Raw genomic sequence first — 15,673 nt, 5'->3', positions numbered from 1 at the left:
CCGATGAATGTGACATTGCACGCAATTCCAGTGGAAACCGGGCGTGCACTCTCACTCAGGTTGTGCCCCCCATTCCTCCGAGCAATATGGTCGTCATATGCCGAACGTCATGATCCCCGCCGAAGTGCGGGAGGACGTAGAGACACTGTGGGTGTTCCACGACCTGCAGCACGAGCCGCGGCCGGTCGACGTCGGCATCGGCCTGGGCGGTCATGACCTCGGCGTGGCCGTCTACACCGCCGAGCTCTACCACGCGGGGCTGTTCCCGCAGATCGTCTTCACGGGTGCGAACGCGCCCACCACGGTTGACGCGTTCCCCCAGGGCGAGGCGCTCGGCTACCGCGACCGCGCCATCGCGGAGGGCGTGCCCGCGGAGGCGGTGCTGGTCGAGCCGGCCGCCACCAACACCAGCGAGAACCTGGAGTACAGCCGCAAGCTGCTCGCCGAGAACGAGGTCGAGCCGTCCTCCGTGCTGCTCGTCTCGCATCCCTACCAGCAGCGGCGCGCGTTCGCGACGGCCCAGATGGTCTGGCCGGACGTCGACGTGCTGTGCGTGTCCCGGCCCATGTCGCTCGACGCGTACGTGCGCACGATCGGTGACGCCGACCGGGTCGTCGACATGCTCGTGGGCGAGACGCAGCGCCTCACGCTCTACGCCGAGCTCGGGTTCATCTCCCACGAGGAGGACGTGCCCGCCGACGTGATGGGCGCCTTCGACCGGCTCGTGGCGGCCGGGTACACGTCGCGGCTGGTGGAGGATCGCCGCCCGATCGACGTGTGACCGCGGCCTGAGGCCGGTGTCACAAAACGGGCTTCCGGGACATCCCTGGCGAGCCGCCCCGTTCTCCGTTACGTTCCGAGGATGCGCGAGGAAAACAAGCGGGGCAAGGATCCCAGGAAGTTCACCTGGCAGGAGATCCTCACGTTCGTCGCGGGCGCCGGGTACGTGGCCAGCCCGATCGACCTCCTGTCCGAGGGCGTGCTGGGCCCGCTCGGCCTCGGAGACGACGCGATAGCGATCGTCATCGCGGGCGTCACCCTCTACAAGGCCATCCGCCGGTTCCGGCAGCACCGCACCGTGCCGGGCACCACCAGGGACGCGACCCCGGGTGGCCCCGCACAGGGTGGTTCCACGCAGGGCGGCACGGCGCCGCACGGCAAGACCGTGCCGGGGACCGCCGAGGACGTGACGCCCAACCGCAAGCCGCACCGCTGACCGGTTCGCCCGCCCTGGCCCGTCGGCCCGGGCGGGTCTAGGGTCGACGACGTGACCGGCGACAACGCACCCAGGGTCCTCGTCGTCGGGGGCGGCCCCGCAGGCGCTGCCACGGCGATCGCACTGCGGCGCGAGCTCCCGGGCGCGCACGTCTCCCTGGTTGACAAGGCGACGTTCCCGCGCGACAAGACCTGCGGCGACGGGCTGGGCCCGGGCGCGCGCCGGGTGCTGGACGGGCTCGGCCTGACGGAGCTGCTGAAGCCGTTCCACATGCCGATGTCGGTGGCGATCAGCGGCCCGGGCGGCGTCGAGGCGCTCGCGCGCGGCCCGCTCATGGAGGGCCGCGACCTCGCCGGCTACGTCACGCCGCGGCTCGCCCTGGACGACCTGCTGCTGAACGCCGCGCGCGACGCCGGCGCCGAGGTGCGCGAGGGCGTCGCGTTCGAGGGGATGACGGCGGCCGACGGCGGGCGCGAGCAGGTCACCCTGTCCGGCGACGACACGACGTTCGACCTCGTCGTCGGCGCGGACGGGGCCTACTCCACGGTGCGGCGCGCCATCGGCGTCGAGCGCCCCGCGATGCGGCACACCCACATCGCGATGCGCGCCTACGGCCGGGTCACCCACCCGGACAAGCCCGTGAGCGACACCCTCCGGTTCGACTTCCTGGAGTCCCTCCTGCCGGTCTACGGCTGGGTCTTCCCGCTGCCTGACGACGGCGCGAACATCGGCGTCGGCCTCCCCGTGAACCACCTCAAGCGCCAGACCGCGCGCCACGGCCGCAAGCTGCGCGACCTCTTCGACCTGTACGTCGAGGACCTGGAGCGGCGGGGCTTCTCGGTGTCCGGGCTGGAGCGGGTCGCCGCCCACCAGCTCCCGCACGCCGCCGCCCGCACGCCGATGACGGCCCCAGGGCGGGCCGCGGTGCTGGTCGGGGACGCCGCCGCGACGATCAACCCGCTCAGCGGCGAAGGGATCTTCTACGGGATGGCCGCGGGGGTGCAGCTCGCGGAGCACCTCGGCGAGCTGGACCGTTCCGGCACCGCCTGGCACGGGGCGGGACTGCCCGGCGCCCTGGCAGGGTTCGAGCGGGCGCACCGCCGTCGGTTCGCGCGGCACTACCGGGAGTGCTACCTGGCGCAGCAGCTCATGCGCTCCAAGACGTGGGCGGGGATCGCGACGCGCGCCGTCGCGGCGTCCGACGAGGCCATGGCGCACGTGGCGCTCATGCTGTTCGACGAGCAGTCGGCGGGGTCCCGGGGCCTGCTGCGCCTCGCGGCGCACAGCATGCGGCCGCTGCTGCGACGCTGAGGAACGGGCAGCGGACGGCGATCGTTGACCACTCGGTCGGTCTGTCAGACTTGCAGACCCCGAAGCTCGGCGCCGCCTGAGGTTCCCTCCGCCCCACCTGACTCGAGGACGACGATGTCACGCACCATCCGCCGAGCCGTTGCACGACTGATCTGGGCCGGCACCGGCTACCGGATGCGTTCGGAACCCGCCCCGACCAGGCCCACCGTGTTCATCGGGGCGCCGCACACGTCCAACACGGACTTCTTCCTCATGCTGGCCATCGCGTTCGACATGGACCTCGACATCCGGTTCCTCATCAAGGACTCCTGGTTCAAGGGGCCGATGGCCGGCATCATGCGGTCGCTGGGCGGCATCCCCGTGGACCGCAAGGACCCGGCCAGCATCGTCGACGAGATCCTGGCCGCCGTCGGCCGGGGCGAGGAGTTCCACCTGGTCGTGACGCCGGAGGGCACCCGCGGCGCCGGGTCGGGCTACTGGAAGTCGGGCTTCTACCGCATCGCGCTCAAGGCGGGCTTCCCGGTCACGCTCGGCTACGTCGACGGCGTCGCCAAGGTCGCCGGCCTCGGCCCGAGCATCGAGCTGACGGGCGACGTGAGCGCGGACATGGACGTGATCCGCGCGTTCTACAAGGACAAGTCCGGCGTCAAGCCGGTCAACCGCACGGAACCCCGCCTCCGCTCGGAAGACCCGGAACCGGTCTGACGCTCCCCGCACTCAACGATCGCCGGTCGGGGTGAGCGCGTCCAGGATGCGGTCCAGGCCGTAGGTCCAGGCGTGGGCCGGGCTGTAGGGGGCGTTCATCGCCTCGCCCGCCGCGCCGCCGACCCGCTGGGCGAGCTGGTGCTCGTCGCCGAGGTACTGGGCGAGCCGGCCGGCCCACCGCCCCCAGAGCTCCGGCATCTCGTCGGCCCGCGGGTCCGGCCGCCGGGCCCGGGCGGCCGCGCGGACGAAGTCGAGCACGAACGTGAGCGCGGCGTCGCGGGCGACGTCGTCCAGGGGTAGCGGGTCCAGCGCGTGCAGCTCGTGGTCGTACTTGGCGATGGTGCCGGGCCCGAACGCCGTGCGGTCGTCGTCGATCTCCAGGAGCCACGGGTGCTCGTCCAGGAGCGCGAGGTTCGTGTCGGCGACCCGCCGCACCCTGGTGCGCCACCCGGCGCTCCCGTACGCGGGCCGCGGCATGCGCGCGAACGCGGCGTCGGCCATCAGCACCAGCAGGTCGTCGCGGCTGTTGACGTGCGTGTAGACCGACATGGGCGAGACGCCCAGCACGTCGCCGAGCCGGCGGACGGTGACGGCGGCGAGGCCCTCGGCGTCCGCGACCGTGCCCGCGGCGTCGACCACCGCGCCCGTCGTGACGGCGGCCCGCGGGCCCCGCGCGCCGCCCCGCGGTGCGGCCGGGTGATCGCGCCAGAGCAGGTCGATCAGCTCGCGGGGCATCGGGTCTCCAGGATCGGGGTGACGGGCCGGGAACATTCTGCAACCATCTTACGTTGTACGCCGTACAAGGTTATGGGATGCAAGGTCATGAGATGCAAGGAGTCAGCTTGAAGATCACCGGTACCGCCCTGTCCCTCAACGTGCCCGACGTCGCCGCGTCGGCCGAGTTCGCCACGCAGCACCTCGGGTTCACCGAGGCCATGTCGGACGACGGGTTCGTGTCGCTGCAGCACGAGTCGGCCGGCGTCAACCTCGTGTTCCTGCGGGTCGGCCTCGGCACGTTCAAGCCCGAACGGATCGCCGGCCCCGCGGGCCAGGGTTTGCTGATCGCGTTCGTCGTGGACGACCTCGACACCGAGTTCGCCCGCATCTCCGCCGCCGGGGCGGAGGTCGTCACGCCCCCCGAGACCGAGCCCTGGGGCGAGCGCTACTGCCAGTTCGCCGACCCCAACGGGATCGTGTGGCAGCTCGTCCAGTGGGTCTGACCCGCCCTTGACCTGTCGGGCTGGGAGCGCGGTCAGCCGTGCGCCCAGCCCGACCAGCGGGTCACCCGGACCCGGATCACCGGGCCGTCCGGGCGGCGCTCGCGGTACTGCGGGTACCGCGCGGCGAGCGCGTCCAGCGCCGCCGCGCGGGGCTCGCCGTCGTGCTCCACCGTGGCGACGCCGTCGGCCCGCACCCACCAGAGGTGGGTCCAGTCGTCGTCGTACCGGTCCACGAGCAGGGCGACGTTCGGGTTCTCCGTGATGTTGCGCAGCCGCTTGAGGTCCCGTGTGGTCTTGGGCTTGTGGTCGACGGCGACGACGATCTCGTGGGCCTGCGCTTCTGGCACCGGGCCGTGCGCCGCGCTGAACAGGGCGAACGTGACCGGCACGAGCTGGGGCACGCCGTCGGCGCCGGCCGTGGCGAGGTAGGCGTGCCGGGCCGCGGCGAACCGGGAGCGGCAGGTTTCGGCATCGAGGTGCACCCTGCCATTCTGCCGAGCCGCGGGAGTCGGTTCCGACCGTGCCTGCCGGGCTGTTGCGTATACGCAACGAATGCCGGCACGGCGTGCGAGCGCTCACCGGGGCTGACAGCCTTTCCCTCGAACGAGAATCAAGGATATTCTTAAGAGGGGAACTCGCCTTGGCATGGGAGATCCTGATCACGGACGGCGTCGAGGAGTTTCTCGATGAGCTGTACGCATCAGATCGTGAGTCGCATCAACTGGTGAACGAGGCGATCCAGGTCCTGGAAGACAACGGTCCGATGGAGGGGCGGCCACTTGTGGACAGCATCGTGGGATCGACGATCTCGAACCTCAAGGAGCTGAGACCTCCGTCGCGAGGGCGTACCGAGGTGCGAGTGCTCTTCTGCTTCGACCCGTGGCGGTCCGCGATCCTGCTCGTTGCCGGCGACAAGTCCGGACGGTGGCGGCGCTGGCATCTGGAGGCGATTCCGGCGGCGGAGCGGATCTACGCCACGTACCTGGACGAACGTGAGGGTGAGGTAGCTGATGGACGGTGCTAAGCACTGGCGAGAGACCCGGCACCGTGGTCTGGCCGTCGAGACGGCAGGCGGTGAGCAATCGTTCGACGACGGCGTCCGCAGACTGCTCGATGAGTCGCGGGGCTGGCGACTGGCCGAGATGCGCCGGAAGCGGCGGATGACGCAGGCCCAGGTCGCGGTGCAGATGAACATCTCCGTCGCGCGCGTGTCCCAGATCGAGGCGGGCGACGTGTCGACTCAGGACGTGCTGCGACGCTACATCGCCGCGCTCGGTGGGACGCTGCACCTCGTCGCCGACTTCGGGGACGAACAGCTGAAGGTGGGCTGAGTCGCCGAACCCGGCCGATCGGCGATGCTGTGGCCATGACGAACCACAGCCGACAGCCCCGGCGGGTGCGCGACCTCGGGATCATGGTCGGGCCGCTGAGCACGGGGCCGTTGAACGCGATCACGGACGTGCCCGGCGTGCGGGTGGGGCACACCACGATCGTGGACCCGCCCCGCCTGCACACCGGGGTCACGGCGATCGTGCCGGACGCGCTGGAGGAGGGCCGGCGCAGCCTGCCGTGCGGGCTGTTCGTCGGCAACGGGTTCGGCAAGCTGATCGGGGCCACCCAGGTCGCCGAGCTGGGCGCCGTCGAGACGCCGATCCTGCTGACCGCCACCCTGAGCGCGTTCCGTGCCGCGGACGCCCTGGTCACGCACGTGCTGGCCGGCCCGGGCCACGAGGAGACGCGCACGCTCAACCCGGTGGTGGGCGAGACCAACGACGGCCGGCTCAGCGACATCCGCGCCCGGCCGGTCACCGAGGCGCACGTGCTCGCCGCCCTCGACGGCGCGACGTCCGACCTGCCCGGCGAGGGCTGCGTCGGCGCCGGGACGGGCACCATGGCACTCGGGTTCAAGGGCGGGATCGGCACGTCGTCGCGGGTGGTCGGCGGCTGGACGGTGGGTGTGCTGGTGCAGTCCAACTTCTCGGGCACGCTCACGGTGCGGGGCGTCCCGATCGGGGCGGACGACGGTGGCGGACCGCCCGCCCCCACCGCCGGGCTCCAGCCCGAGGGCAACTCCTGCATGATCGTGGTCGCCACCGACGCCCCGCTCGACGCGCGTCAGCTCGGCCGCGTCGCCCGCCGGGCCGTGTTCGCGATGGCGCGCGTGGGCTCCGACTTCGCGGGCGGCAGCGGCGACTACGCGCTGGCGTTCAGCGCGCCGGGAGCGCCGTCGTCGGGCGGCGTGGACGACGGCGACCTCGACCCGGTCTTCGCCGCGACGATGGACGCCGTCGAGGAGGCCCTGCTCAACTCGCTGTTCATGGCGACCACGACCGTGGGGCACCGCGGTACGGCGACCGCGGTGCCCCACGCCCTGGTGCTCGACCGGCTGCGCGCCGCCGCCGTGCTGCCTCAGCCCTCGGCGACGGGGCCCGTCTCGTAGTCGGCGGACAGCGTGATCTCGACGTCGATGTCCCGGGGCTGCAGCTCGACCTGGGCGCCGCCGCCCGGGGCGGCCATCGTGCCGGCCCGCATGGCGTACATCGGCGCGCCGCCGCCGTCGTTGCCGCCCCGCAGGCCCGCCTCGTAGATCGCGACGGGCGCCACCGGGCCGAGGCCCAGGGCGTCGGCGTACGACTGGGCGCGCACCACGGTCTCCCCGGCGGCCTCGACGCGGGCCTCCGCCTGGAGCGTCTTGCGGGTCTCGTCGGTCAGGGTCCAGTTCAGCCAGTCGATCTCGACGCCCTCGACGTCCATGATGTCGGCGAGCCACGTGGACAGGACCTCGAAGTCGCGGAACGTGACCGACAGGCGGGCCGAGGCCCGGAACCGCCGGATCCGCTGCTTGCCGCCCGTCTCGGAGTTCTTGACCCGGTCGTCGTAGACGTACGAGTGCACCGACGCGGAGTCCCACTTCTCCGCCGCGCCCGCCGCGACGTGCGCCTTGGCCTGGTCCACGAGGATCGTGTGGGTGCGGGCCACCTGCTCCACGACGTCGTTGCGGAGCGTGCCCGAGAACGCGACGTGCAGGTTGACGGTCCCGCGCTCGGCGGGATGGGTGCGCTTGGCCTGGCCTTCGACGGCGATGCGAGTCATGTGCGGAGTCTGCCCACGATGCCGCGGACCACGCCACCCCGCCGCGCCGGACGGCGCGCTCGCCGGCGACGCGTCAGCCGATGGTTCCCTTGCCCACCGTGCCGCGGACCAGGGTCGGTTCGAGCCCGCAGAACGTCCCGTAGCGACTGGCCTCGGTCTCCAGCGCCGACCACACCGTGGCCGAGGGGTCGTCCGTGAGCTCGACGGTGATCTCCACGGTCTCGGCCTTGAGGACCCGCGACCACCCGCCCGCGATCAGCCCGTCCACGGCCACCAGCCCGGTGTACAGCCAGCGGCTCGGCATGCCGTCCCTGGTCAGGGAAGGCCAGCTCTTGAAGTCGTGGCAGAAGAACTCGTCGTAGACGGACAGCAGGCGCGCGGTGCCCGCCGGGGCGGGCTCGGGCAGGTCGCCGTCGGTCCAGAGGGTCAGGCCGGCGATCTCGTGGCGGGTCAGCCCGGCGTCGGCGACCGCGGCACGGGCCGCCGTCTTGGTCAGGGTGCCCCACCAGGCGACGTCCTCCGCGCGGCAGGGGCCGTGCCCCCGCACGTACGCGCGCGCCAGGTGCACGCGGGCCTCGTCCTCGTCCCAGGACCGCTGCTCCGGGAGCAGCCGGTAGGTGGCCTGCTTGCCGCGCATCGGGCCGCTCGCCACGATCAGGTCCAGCTCCGCGTGCATCATGACCTGGCCCAGGTGCCAGGCGTCCAGCGGGGCGTCCTCGTGCTCGGCGAGCGCGACGCCGAGCTCCTTGCGCGTGCGCGGACCATCCGCCAGTGCGTCGGCGAGGACGGCGTGCCGGCGGGGGAGCAGCGAGTGGTCGAAGTCGTAGGACCGCTCCGTCGACGCCATCGCCTGACGGACCCGCGGTGCGGTGGCCGTCATGAGCGGCGCCAGGTCCTCGGGGACCACGTAGTGCCAGGTGGGACGGAGGATGTGGGTGCGCAGGACCGACCCGTCGGCCAGCGCCGCCTGCACCTGTTCGAGCGTGGCCGGCGCGGCGAGGCGCTGCGCCACGCCCCACGCGGACGAGTGCAGCTCCTGCGACTGGACGGCGCCGAGCCGGGCGACGACGCGGGCCACCGCGCCGTCGTCGGCGGAAGGGGCGGGGTCCAGCGTGCCCAGGCCGACCGAGGTGAGCCGGGCTCGCTGGATCTCCTGGACGTCAGACGTAGTAGGCATCCCCGCCGCCATGTCCCGCCGCTCGGGCGCGTCGGTGCTTGGTCAGGCTCCGGATCAGCATGATCACCCCGACCACAAACAGGATCAGCACCGGGATGATCGCGAGAGGGGCCAGGACGGCCAGGAACGAGACACCGATGCTCGTCGCGTCCTCCGCCGCGCTGACCACGGGCGCCGCCGTGCCGCCCGAGACCGTGTTGGCGACCACGCGCCCGCCGGCCTTCGCCGCGTGGGTGCCGAGCGCGAGCACCACGCCCGCGACGATCGGGATCCACTGGCCCGACTGCACGAACGCCCCCGGGTCCGTGACCGTCGCCGTCTCCGACATCGAGCCGGCGCCGAACGCGATGCCGCCGGCGGTGGGGCGGATGACGGTCTGCACCACGTCGTTGATCGAGTCGAGCACCGGGATCTTGTCCGCGGCGAACTCGAGCACCAGGAGCACGACCAGGATCGTCATCACCCAGCCGTTCTCCAGCCACGCCCATGTGCTCGGCAGCTCCACGAGGTCCGTGAAGCGCGAGAGCGCGCCGAGGAAGATGAGCGGGATCCATGCGTTGAGGCCCGCCGACAAGGCGAGTCCGCTACCGGTGGCAATTTCGAGCATGACCCGAAGTGTTCCACGGCACACCGACACTCCGTGGGCGAAACGTGTCCGGTGTGCCCGATCTGTTACCCGAGCGTCGTGCGCGCCCACCTGCTAATCTGTATCGCAGAAGTTACACATTGATGGGTAGGTGTCGCCGACGGGAGAGTGGGATGCGCAGCGCGTTCTGGGAGGATCACGAGCGCGACCTCAGTGATCCCGAGTATGCCCGTGAGTTCGCGGCCGAGTCCGCACGGATCGCGGCGCTCGACGCACTGGTCAATGCTTTTGAGGCTGCGCGCAAGGCCGAGGGGCTCACAAAGGCCGACCTGGCCCGCGCGACCGGGATCACGGGGTCGGCGGTGCGTCGTCTCCTGACGGCGGCGAACCCGAACCCGACGCTGGGCACGGTGGTCGAGATCGCCGCGGCGCTGGGCCTCAAGCTGTCCGTCGAGCCGATGGCGGCGGACGAGCGTCGCGTGGTGACGGAACCGATGCTGCGCGGCATCCGCAGGCCGGCGTCGGGACCTGGTCGGGACGTGGCGTGACCGTCAACCCACGGACCGCGGATTCTTCGACCAGTAGCCGGCGACATGCTTTCTCACGGCGGCGTAGTCGCGCTCGGTGAGGGTGGTCCTGAAGGGTTTCCGTCGCCCGTCGATCACGGCGAGCAGGGGCTTGTCGAATCCCTTGGCCTGGTAGTCGAGTACGCAGTAAAGGCGGTAGTGGGTGCGACGTGGGGTGCCGTCGACGCGTACCTCGAAGATTCCTCGCATCTCGCCGTGCATCGCTTCCCACATGCCTCCGCCTGAAAAGCGGATCGGCGGAGCCGCAGCGACCTCGATCACGACGGCACGGAGGCGAGCGCGGATCGTCGTCGGGCACTCGTCGATGAAGTCGCGGGCCGGGAGCGAATTGTCCGGGGCCCGATAGAACACGACGACGTGGGCGTCGCTGGGGAGAGGGCCGGTTCGGGCTTCCCCAGGTCGATCGATCTTGTTGCGCTTGGATGGCGACATGTGTCGACAACCAAGATGTGTAGTCCACTCTCCGCCACCGGGAGCTGTGATGCGTGCCGCGGGCCCCGGTTCGCCTGTCGGCGAAGTTCTGGAACTGCCGGGCCCGTTCGTGGAAGAGTTGTCGACGACCGCCGCACCGCCGCGCTGACCTGGAGGCCAGGATGATCTGGACGATCTTCGCCGTCGCATCGGTGGTGCTGCTCGGCCTGTCGGCCGGGGTGTTCTTCGGGTTCTCGTCGTTCGTCATGAGCGGCATCGCCCGCGCCTCCGACGAGGCCGCCGGGGCGGCGATGAACGGCATCAACGAGACCGCGCCGATGCCCGCGTTCATGAGCGTCTTCTTCGGTGCGCTCCTCGTCCCGGCGGCCACCGGCATCTGGGGCCTCGTCGACGGCCACGACGGCGGCGTCTGGATCCTCGCGGCCGCGGCGGTCTACCTGGTCGGCACCTTCGGCGTGACGATGGCCCTGAACGTGCCGCTCAACAACCGGCTCCTGGCCGCACACGACAAGGCCGCCGGCTGGCGCGCCTACTGGCGTCCCTGGACCGCGTGGAACCACGTGCGCACCCTCGCGGGCGTCGTGGCGACGGCGCTCGCGGCGGTCGGGCTGCTCTGACGGGCGGTCTCCGGGCGGGGTGTCGGGGACAATCGTCGGGTGCCCGCCATCGACTTCCACCGCACCCTGCCCGGATACGCGCCCACGCCGCTGCGTGACGTGCCGCGGCTTGCCGCGGAGCTCGGGGTCGGGCGGGTGCTGGTCAAGGAGGAGTCGAGCCGGCTCGGCCTGCCGGCCTTCAAGGTGCTGGGCGCGTCCTACGCGATCGCCCGCGCGCTGGGGGAGCGGTTCGGCCTGGCGACGATCTCGCTGGACGCGGTGCGCGACGCCGTCCGCGGTACCGACGTCCGGCTGTACGCCGCCACCGACGGGAACCACGGCCGCGCCGTCGCTCACGTGGCCGCGCTGATCGGCGCCGCGGCGACGATCTACTACCCGCCGGGTATCACGCAGGCCGCCAAGAAGGCGATCGCGGCCGAGGGCGCGCGAACGGTCGAGTCCGACGGCGACTATGACGACGTCGTGGCCCGTGCCGCGGCCGACGCCGCCGCCGACCCGGCGGCGGTCCTGGTGCAGGACACCTCGTGGCCCGGGTACACGGACATCCCGCAGTGGATCGTCGACGGCTACGGGACGCTGTGCGTCGAGACCGACGAGCAGCTCGCCGCCCTGGGCGTCGCACGGCCCGACCTGGTGGTCGTCCCGGTCGGCGTCGGCTCGTTCGCCCAGGCCGTGGTGAGCCACTACCGGGCCGCGGGGGCCGACGGCGGCACACTGCTCGCCGTCGAGCCCGACCGTGCGGCCGGGCTGGTCGCATCCCTGCGTGCGGGCCGGCCGGTCACCGCTCCGGTGGGGGACACGATCATGACGGGGCTCTGCTGCGGCACGGTCTCCACGCTCGCGTGGCCCGTGCTCCGCGACGGGCTCGACGGCGCGGTCACGGTCTCCGACGACCAGGCGGCCGCCGCCGTCGACGACCTGGCCCGCTCCGGCGTCGACGCGGGCCCGTGCGGCGCCGCGACCCTCGCCGCGGCCCGCCTCGTGCTGGGGCAACCGGGGTGGCGGGAGGCGATCGGGCTGCGGCCGGACGCCGTCGTGCTGCTCCTCTCGACCGAGGGCCGGGCGGCGAACCCGGTCCCGGCGGACCGCGTCTAGCCCTGCCCGTCCTGATCACCGCTGCCAGGAGTCCGCTCGTGCCCGTTGCCGTCCCCGCCGCCCTCGACCCGATCCTCCCGCTGCTGCGCTGCCCGTCGTGCGGCGCGGAGCTCGCACCCGCGCCCGGCGCGCTGCGCTGCCCGCGCCGGCACAGCTTCGACGTCGCCCGCCACGGGTACGTCAGCCTGCTGACCGGCACGCGGGCGACCAGCGGCGACGACGGGCCGATGGCCCGGGCGCGCCGCGACTTCCTGGCCGCGGGCCGGTACGCGCCCGTGCGGGACGCCGTCGCGGACCTGGCGGGCGAGACGGACCTCGCGGGCCGGGGCGACGACGGCCGGCCGGGACCGCCCGCCACCGTCGTCGACGTCGGTTGCGGCACCGGCTATTACCTCGCGGGCGTGCTGGACGCGCTGCCCGGCGCCGTCGGCCTGGGCCTGGACACCTCCGCGCACGCCTTGCGGACGGCGGCCAAGACGCATGACCGGGCCGCGGCCGCGACCTGGGACGTCTTCCGGCCGTTCCCGATCGCGTCGGAGCAGGTCGACGTGGTGCTGGACGTGTTCGCCCCGCGCAACCCGGCCGAGTTCCACCGCGTGCTGCGGCCGGGCGGGGTGCTGGTCGTCGTGCGGCCGTTCGGCGGGCACCTGGCCGAGCTGCGCCGTCAGGTCCCCGGGATGGTGACCGTCGACCCCGCCAAGGAGGAGCGCCTGCACCAGGCGCTGGACCCGTACTTCGAGGCCGCGCGCACGGAGGAGGTCGAGTACACGACGCCCCTGACCCGGCAGGAGGCGGTCGACCTGGTGCTCATGACGCCGAGCGCGCGCCACGTCACGGAGGCGGACCTGAACGACGAGGACACCCTGCCTTCGGAGGTCACGGTCTCGGTCCTGGCCACGGCCTACCGGCGGCGGTGACGGCGCCGGCCCTGGCCCGCTATTCCTACTCCAAGTAGGATTGGCGTATGTCTGCTGCCGCCGGTATCGAGAAGCATTCCGTCTCCATGCCCGTGTCCACCTCCGAGGGCGTGCGCGCTCGGGCAGGGTCACGCGGGTTCTCCGCCTATGTCGCCGGCGCAGTCGCACGGCAGCTCGAACGGGATGCCCTCGACGACGTCCTGCAGGGCATGGAGGCTGAGCACGGCGCCGTCGACGAGGACGAGGTCGCGGCGATCATGGCAAGGCTTGCCCGGTGATCGTCGGCCCCCACTCGATCTTGCTGGACTCCGAGGCGCTGTCCGCCCTCGCCGACGACGGGCGGCAGATGCAGGCCTGGGCAACTGTCGCCCGTCGCACTGACTCGACCCTGCACGCTTCGGCCGTCACGCTCGCGGAGGTCACCGACGGAACCGCCCGAGACGCGAGAGTCCGGCGTGCGGCCAAAGCCCTCCGGGTCGAGGAGGTCACCGCGGAGATCGGGTACGACGCCGGACGCCTGCGCGCGAGCGCGACCTCGTCACGGCGCAAGGCTCGTGACATGACCGTCGATGCCGTGGTCGCGGCGACCGCGCTGACGCTGCGCGGCCCGGTGGTCGTCCTCACCGCTGACGACGGGGACCTGGATCTCCTGCTGACCGGCACCCCGGTCAAGGTCGAGCGGGTCGGCAAGAGGTAGGCGGGGTCAGCGGGCCGCCGGGGCCCGGGCCGTGCGCAGGTAGTCCGTGAACAGCTCCGCCGTCCGGCCGATGCCGTCCTCCTGACGCAGCCGTTCGCCCAGCCGGGCGGCCCGCTCGCGCATTGCGTCGTCGGAGATGGCCTGGGTCAGCGCGGCGGTGAGGCGGTCGGCGTCGAGCACCTTGACGGGGACGGGCTCCGGGCCGACGCCGAGGTCGGCCACGCGCCGGCCCCAGCTGAACTGGTCCACGGCCACCGGCGTCAGGATCGTGGGGATGCCGGCGCGCAGGCCCGCCGCCGTCGTGCCGGCGCCACCGTGGTGGATCGCCGCCGCGAGGCGCGGGAACAGCCAGTCGTACGGGGCGGACTCGATACGCAGCACGTGGTCGGGGAGCTCGCGGTCCCGGCCGAGGTCGGCCCAGCCGCCGATGAGGATGCCGCGGCGCCCGGTGCGGTCGAGGGCCTCCAGGAAAGCGTCGACCAGCCGGCCGGGCTGCGCCGTCGGCACGCTGCCGAGGCCGAACGACACCGGCGGCTCGCCCGCGGCGAGGAACCGGGCGAGCTCCGCGGGCGGCTCCCAGCCCGCCGGGGCGCTCGTGGGCAGGTAGCCGGTGACCTGGATCCGGGGGTGCCAGTCGGCCGGGCGGGGCAGCACGAGCGGGCTGTAGGCGTAGTACAGCGGCATGTCCTGCCGGTCCTGCAGCAGGCGCGCGTTGGTGCGCAGCGGGGGCAGGCCGAGCACCTCGCGCCGCTGCCGGTTCACGCCGGGCCGTTGCATGGTGCGCCAGATCAGCTGGTCGGTGCCCCACCAGCCCGCCCGGTCCAGGAGCGCGCCGCGGCTGCGGCCGTCGCCGAGAAAGAACGTCGGGAACTCGCGGGTGGGCGTGACCGGGAAGAACTGCAGGTCGGCGCACGGGATGCCGAGCTTCTCCGCGACGCTGTACCCGTACAGCGTCGTCGGGCCCTTGTAGAGGATGGCCTCGCTGTGCTTCGTGGCGCGCCAGATGTCGTCGATGATCTGCGGCAGCATCTGCTTGCGGGTCTTGGCGCCGTAGGCCATGAACCGCAGCATGTTGCCCGACTCGACCAGGTCGACAAGCTCCGGGTTGTCCGCGTACTTGGGCAGGACCGGCCCGAACGGCTCGAACTCGGTGCCGTAGGACGCCGCCAGCTCCGCGAAGTCCGGCGAGCCGACGACGGTCGGGTGGTGGCCCTGGTCGCGGAGCGCCACGGCCAGGCCGAGCAACGGCTCGACGTCGCCGCGCGAGCCGGCGGTGAGGATCGTGATCTGCATGTTCGTCCTTCGTCGAAGAGGGAAGATGACGAGCTAGCGCCGGTCGAGCAGGCCGTCGAGCAGCGCCATGGCGGCCGCGGTGTCCGGCTCGTCCGGCGTCAGCATCCGGTCGATCATCTCGGTGACCGTGTCGATCAACGCCTCGGGTGACGGGCTGTCCGGCCGGTCCTGGTGCTGCTGGATGGCGGTCATGATCGCGGCCGTGAGGGCCTCCAGGACGATGGCGACGGACGCGAGGTCCACGCCGTCGCGGATCACGCCGGCCTGCTGCTGCAGGGCGAGGAAGTCGCCGAGGAACCCCGGACCCGCCGGGCCGGGCATGGTCGCCGCGGGGTCGCGCAGGTACCGGCCGAAGACGTCGCGGTCCCGGGTGGCGATCGCGGTGAGCAGCGGGTCGCGGGCCACCACGCGGAAACCCGCCCGGTAGATGCTCGCGGGCGTTCCCGGCGTGGGCTCGTCACGCAGCCCCCGGCGCCAGCGGACGGCGTAGTCGGCCAGGGCGCGAGCCGCCACCGCGTCCACCAGCTCCCGCTTCGAGGCGAAGTGGCGGTAGACGATGGTCCGGCTGAGGTCGGCCGCCTCGGCGACGTCGACCATGGTCAGCTTGTCGTAGCCGCGGCTCAGCAGCAGGACGACGGCGGCGTCGAGCAGCGCGTCCCGGCGCCTGGTGCTGTCGACCATGCTTCCTCCTGCTGCGACCCCGCGCCGCTGTGACACTGCAACGATA

The 15,673-nt window shown here is 72.4% G+C and carries 22 protein-coding genes; 14 read left to right on the top strand and 8 right to left on the bottom strand.

Translation table 11 applies throughout. The features are described 5' to 3' along the window. Positions 1 to 97 precede the first annotated feature (97 nt). From ACIPN7_RS07605 to ACIPN7_RS07590, 4 genes are all read left to right on the top strand, one after another. Positions 98 to 781, top strand: coding sequence for a YdcF family protein (locus ACIPN7_RS07605; RefSeq protein WP_400539662.1), 684 nt, complete (start codon positions 98 to 100; stop codon positions 779 to 781). 81 nt (positions 782 to 862) lie between these two features. Further along, positions 863 to 1,216 carry a DUF1232 domain-containing protein gene (locus ACIPN7_RS07600; protein WP_400539659.1) on the top strand — a complete coding sequence of 118 codons (354 nt, stop codon included), beginning with the start codon at positions 863 to 865 and terminating at the stop codon, positions 1,214 to 1,216. A 51-nt stretch (positions 1,217 to 1,267) separates the two neighbouring features. Then, positions 1,268 to 2,527: an NAD(P)/FAD-dependent oxidoreductase gene (locus ACIPN7_RS07595; protein ID WP_400539657.1), complete on the top strand. Its 1,260-nt coding sequence runs from the start codon at positions 1,268 to 1,270 to the stop codon at positions 2,525 to 2,527. Between the two features lie 114 nt (positions 2,528 to 2,641). After that, positions 2,642 to 3,232 carry a 1-acyl-sn-glycerol-3-phosphate acyltransferase gene (locus ACIPN7_RS07590; protein ID WP_400539654.1) on the top strand — a complete coding sequence of 197 codons (591 nt, stop codon included), beginning with the start codon at positions 2,642 to 2,644 and terminating at the stop codon, positions 3,230 to 3,232. A gap of 12 nt (positions 3,233 to 3,244) precedes the next feature. Here ACIPN7_RS07590 and ACIPN7_RS07585 read toward each other — a convergent pair whose 3' ends face one another. After that, entirely contained in the window at positions 3,245 to 3,967 is a 723-nt protein-coding gene (locus ACIPN7_RS07585) for a TetR/AcrR family transcriptional regulator (RefSeq protein ID WP_400539651.1), read from the bottom strand. Between the two features lie 107 nt (positions 3,968 to 4,074). Here ACIPN7_RS07585 and ACIPN7_RS07580 point away from each other — a divergent pair, with 107 nt between their 5' ends. After that, positions 4,075 to 4,452 (top strand): VOC family protein, encoded by a 378-nt coding sequence (locus ACIPN7_RS07580; RefSeq protein WP_400539648.1) that lies wholly within the window; start codon positions 4,075 to 4,077, stop codon positions 4,450 to 4,452. Between the two features lie 32 nt (positions 4,453 to 4,484). On the opposite strand, the gene ACIPN7_RS07575 is transcribed toward ACIPN7_RS07580, so the two are convergent. Continuing rightward, positions 4,485 to 4,934, bottom strand: a complete 450-nt coding sequence (locus tag ACIPN7_RS07575) for a TIGR03668 family PPOX class F420-dependent oxidoreductase (protein ID WP_400539645.1) — start codon at positions 4,932 to 4,934, stop codon at positions 4,485 to 4,487. An 83-nt stretch (positions 4,935 to 5,017) separates the two neighbouring features. Between ACIPN7_RS07575 and ACIPN7_RS07570 the strand changes: the two genes are divergently transcribed. From ACIPN7_RS07570 to ACIPN7_RS07560, 3 genes are read left to right on the top strand one after another with little or no spacing between them, the layout of a single operon-like run. Beyond that, positions 5,018 to 5,476, top strand: a complete 459-nt coding sequence (locus ACIPN7_RS07570; RefSeq protein ID WP_400539642.1) for a type II toxin-antitoxin system RelE/ParE family toxin — start codon at positions 5,018 to 5,020, stop codon at positions 5,474 to 5,476. Then, complete coding sequence (locus ACIPN7_RS07565) at positions 5,463 to 5,783, top strand: helix-turn-helix domain-containing protein (protein WP_400539639.1); 321 nt, start codon at positions 5,463 to 5,465, stop codon at positions 5,781 to 5,783. The genes ACIPN7_RS07570 and ACIPN7_RS07565 overlap by 14 nt, the downstream gene beginning before the upstream one ends. Positions 5,784 to 5,818: 35 nt before the next feature. Beyond that, positions 5,819 to 6,892, top strand: coding sequence for a P1 family peptidase (locus tag ACIPN7_RS07560; protein WP_400539636.1), 1,074 nt, complete (start codon positions 5,819 to 5,821; stop codon positions 6,890 to 6,892). Here ACIPN7_RS07560 and ACIPN7_RS07555 read toward each other — a convergent pair. The 3 genes from ACIPN7_RS07555 to ACIPN7_RS07545 form a co-directional block, all read right to left on the bottom strand. After that, on the bottom strand, positions 6,862 to 7,545 hold the full coding sequence (locus ACIPN7_RS07555) for an SIMPL domain-containing protein (protein WP_400539633.1): 684 nt from the start codon (positions 7,543 to 7,545) through the stop codon (positions 6,862 to 6,864). The genes ACIPN7_RS07560 and ACIPN7_RS07555 overlap by 31 nt on opposite strands. Positions 7,546 to 7,618: 73 nt before the next feature. After that, on the bottom strand, positions 7,619 to 8,722 hold the full coding sequence (locus ACIPN7_RS07550; RefSeq protein ID WP_400539630.1) for a winged helix DNA-binding domain-containing protein: 1,104 nt from the start codon (positions 8,720 to 8,722) through the stop codon (positions 7,619 to 7,621). Then, positions 8,706 to 9,329 carry a DUF4126 domain-containing protein gene (locus ACIPN7_RS07545; RefSeq protein ID WP_400539627.1) on the bottom strand — a complete coding sequence of 208 codons (624 nt, stop codon included), beginning with the start codon at positions 9,327 to 9,329 and terminating at the stop codon, positions 8,706 to 8,708. The genes ACIPN7_RS07550 and ACIPN7_RS07545 overlap by 17 nt, the downstream gene beginning before the upstream one ends. Positions 9,330 to 9,481: 152 nt before the next feature. On the opposite strand from ACIPN7_RS07545, the gene ACIPN7_RS07540 reads away from it, so the two are divergent. Next, positions 9,482 to 9,856: a helix-turn-helix domain-containing protein gene (locus ACIPN7_RS07540; RefSeq protein ID WP_400539625.1), complete on the top strand. Its 375-nt coding sequence runs from the start codon at positions 9,482 to 9,484 to the stop codon at positions 9,854 to 9,856. 3 nt (positions 9,857 to 9,859) lie between these two features. On the opposite strand, the gene ACIPN7_RS07535 is transcribed toward ACIPN7_RS07540, so the two are convergent. Then, positions 9,860 to 10,327 (bottom strand): hypothetical protein, encoded by a 468-nt coding sequence (locus ACIPN7_RS07535; RefSeq protein WP_400539622.1) that lies wholly within the window; start codon positions 10,325 to 10,327, stop codon positions 9,860 to 9,862. 161 nt (positions 10,328 to 10,488) lie between these two features. Between ACIPN7_RS07535 and ACIPN7_RS07530 the strand changes: the two genes are divergently transcribed. The 5 genes from ACIPN7_RS07530 to ACIPN7_RS07510 are packed head-to-tail and all read left to right on the top strand — an operon-like array spanning position 10,489 to position 13,653. Then, positions 10,489 to 10,944 carry a DUF1772 domain-containing protein gene (locus ACIPN7_RS07530; protein ID WP_400539619.1) on the top strand — a complete coding sequence of 152 codons (456 nt, stop codon included), beginning with the start codon at positions 10,489 to 10,491 and terminating at the stop codon, positions 10,942 to 10,944. 39 nt (positions 10,945 to 10,983) lie between these two features. Next, positions 10,984 to 12,039, top strand: a complete 1,056-nt coding sequence (locus ACIPN7_RS07525; protein WP_400539616.1) for a diaminopropionate ammonia-lyase — start codon at positions 10,984 to 10,986, stop codon at positions 12,037 to 12,039. Positions 12,040 to 12,077: 38 nt separating this feature from the next. After that, positions 12,078 to 12,956 carry a putative RNA methyltransferase gene (locus ACIPN7_RS07520; protein WP_400539613.1) on the top strand — a complete coding sequence of 293 codons (879 nt, stop codon included), beginning with the start codon at positions 12,078 to 12,080 and terminating at the stop codon, positions 12,954 to 12,956. Positions 12,957 to 13,003: 47 nt separating this feature from the next. Next, positions 13,004 to 13,234 (top strand): hypothetical protein, encoded by a 231-nt coding sequence (locus ACIPN7_RS07515; RefSeq protein ID WP_020016915.1) that lies wholly within the window; start codon positions 13,004 to 13,006, stop codon positions 13,232 to 13,234. Continuing rightward, entirely contained in the window at positions 13,231 to 13,653 is a 423-nt protein-coding gene (locus ACIPN7_RS07510) for a type II toxin-antitoxin system VapC family toxin (protein ID WP_400539610.1), read from the top strand. Before ACIPN7_RS07515 ends, ACIPN7_RS07510 begins: the two co-directional genes overlap by 4 nt. Positions 13,654 to 13,659: 6 nt before the next feature. Here the strand turns inward: ACIPN7_RS07510 and ACIPN7_RS07505 are convergent, their stop codons facing one another. Both ACIPN7_RS07505 and ACIPN7_RS07500 read right to left on the bottom strand, forming a co-directional pair. After that, the gene (locus tag ACIPN7_RS07505; RefSeq protein WP_400539608.1) at positions 13,660 to 14,946 is read right to left on the bottom strand and encodes a glycosyltransferase; all 1,287 of its coding nucleotides are present in this window, start codon (positions 14,944 to 14,946) and stop codon (positions 13,660 to 13,662) included. A 33-nt stretch (positions 14,947 to 14,979) separates the two neighbouring features. Continuing rightward, positions 14,980 to 15,627 (bottom strand): TetR/AcrR family transcriptional regulator, encoded by a 648-nt coding sequence (locus ACIPN7_RS07500; RefSeq protein WP_400539605.1) that lies wholly within the window; start codon positions 15,625 to 15,627, stop codon positions 14,980 to 14,982. Between the last annotated feature and the right edge of the window lie 46 nt (positions 15,628 to 15,673).

This window comes from Promicromonospora sp. NPDC090134 (assembly GCF_044746965.1).
GTDB lineage: Bacteria > Actinomycetota > Actinomycetes > Actinomycetales > Cellulomonadaceae > Promicromonospora.
This window is presented reverse-complemented; position numbering and strand designations above follow the sequence as displayed.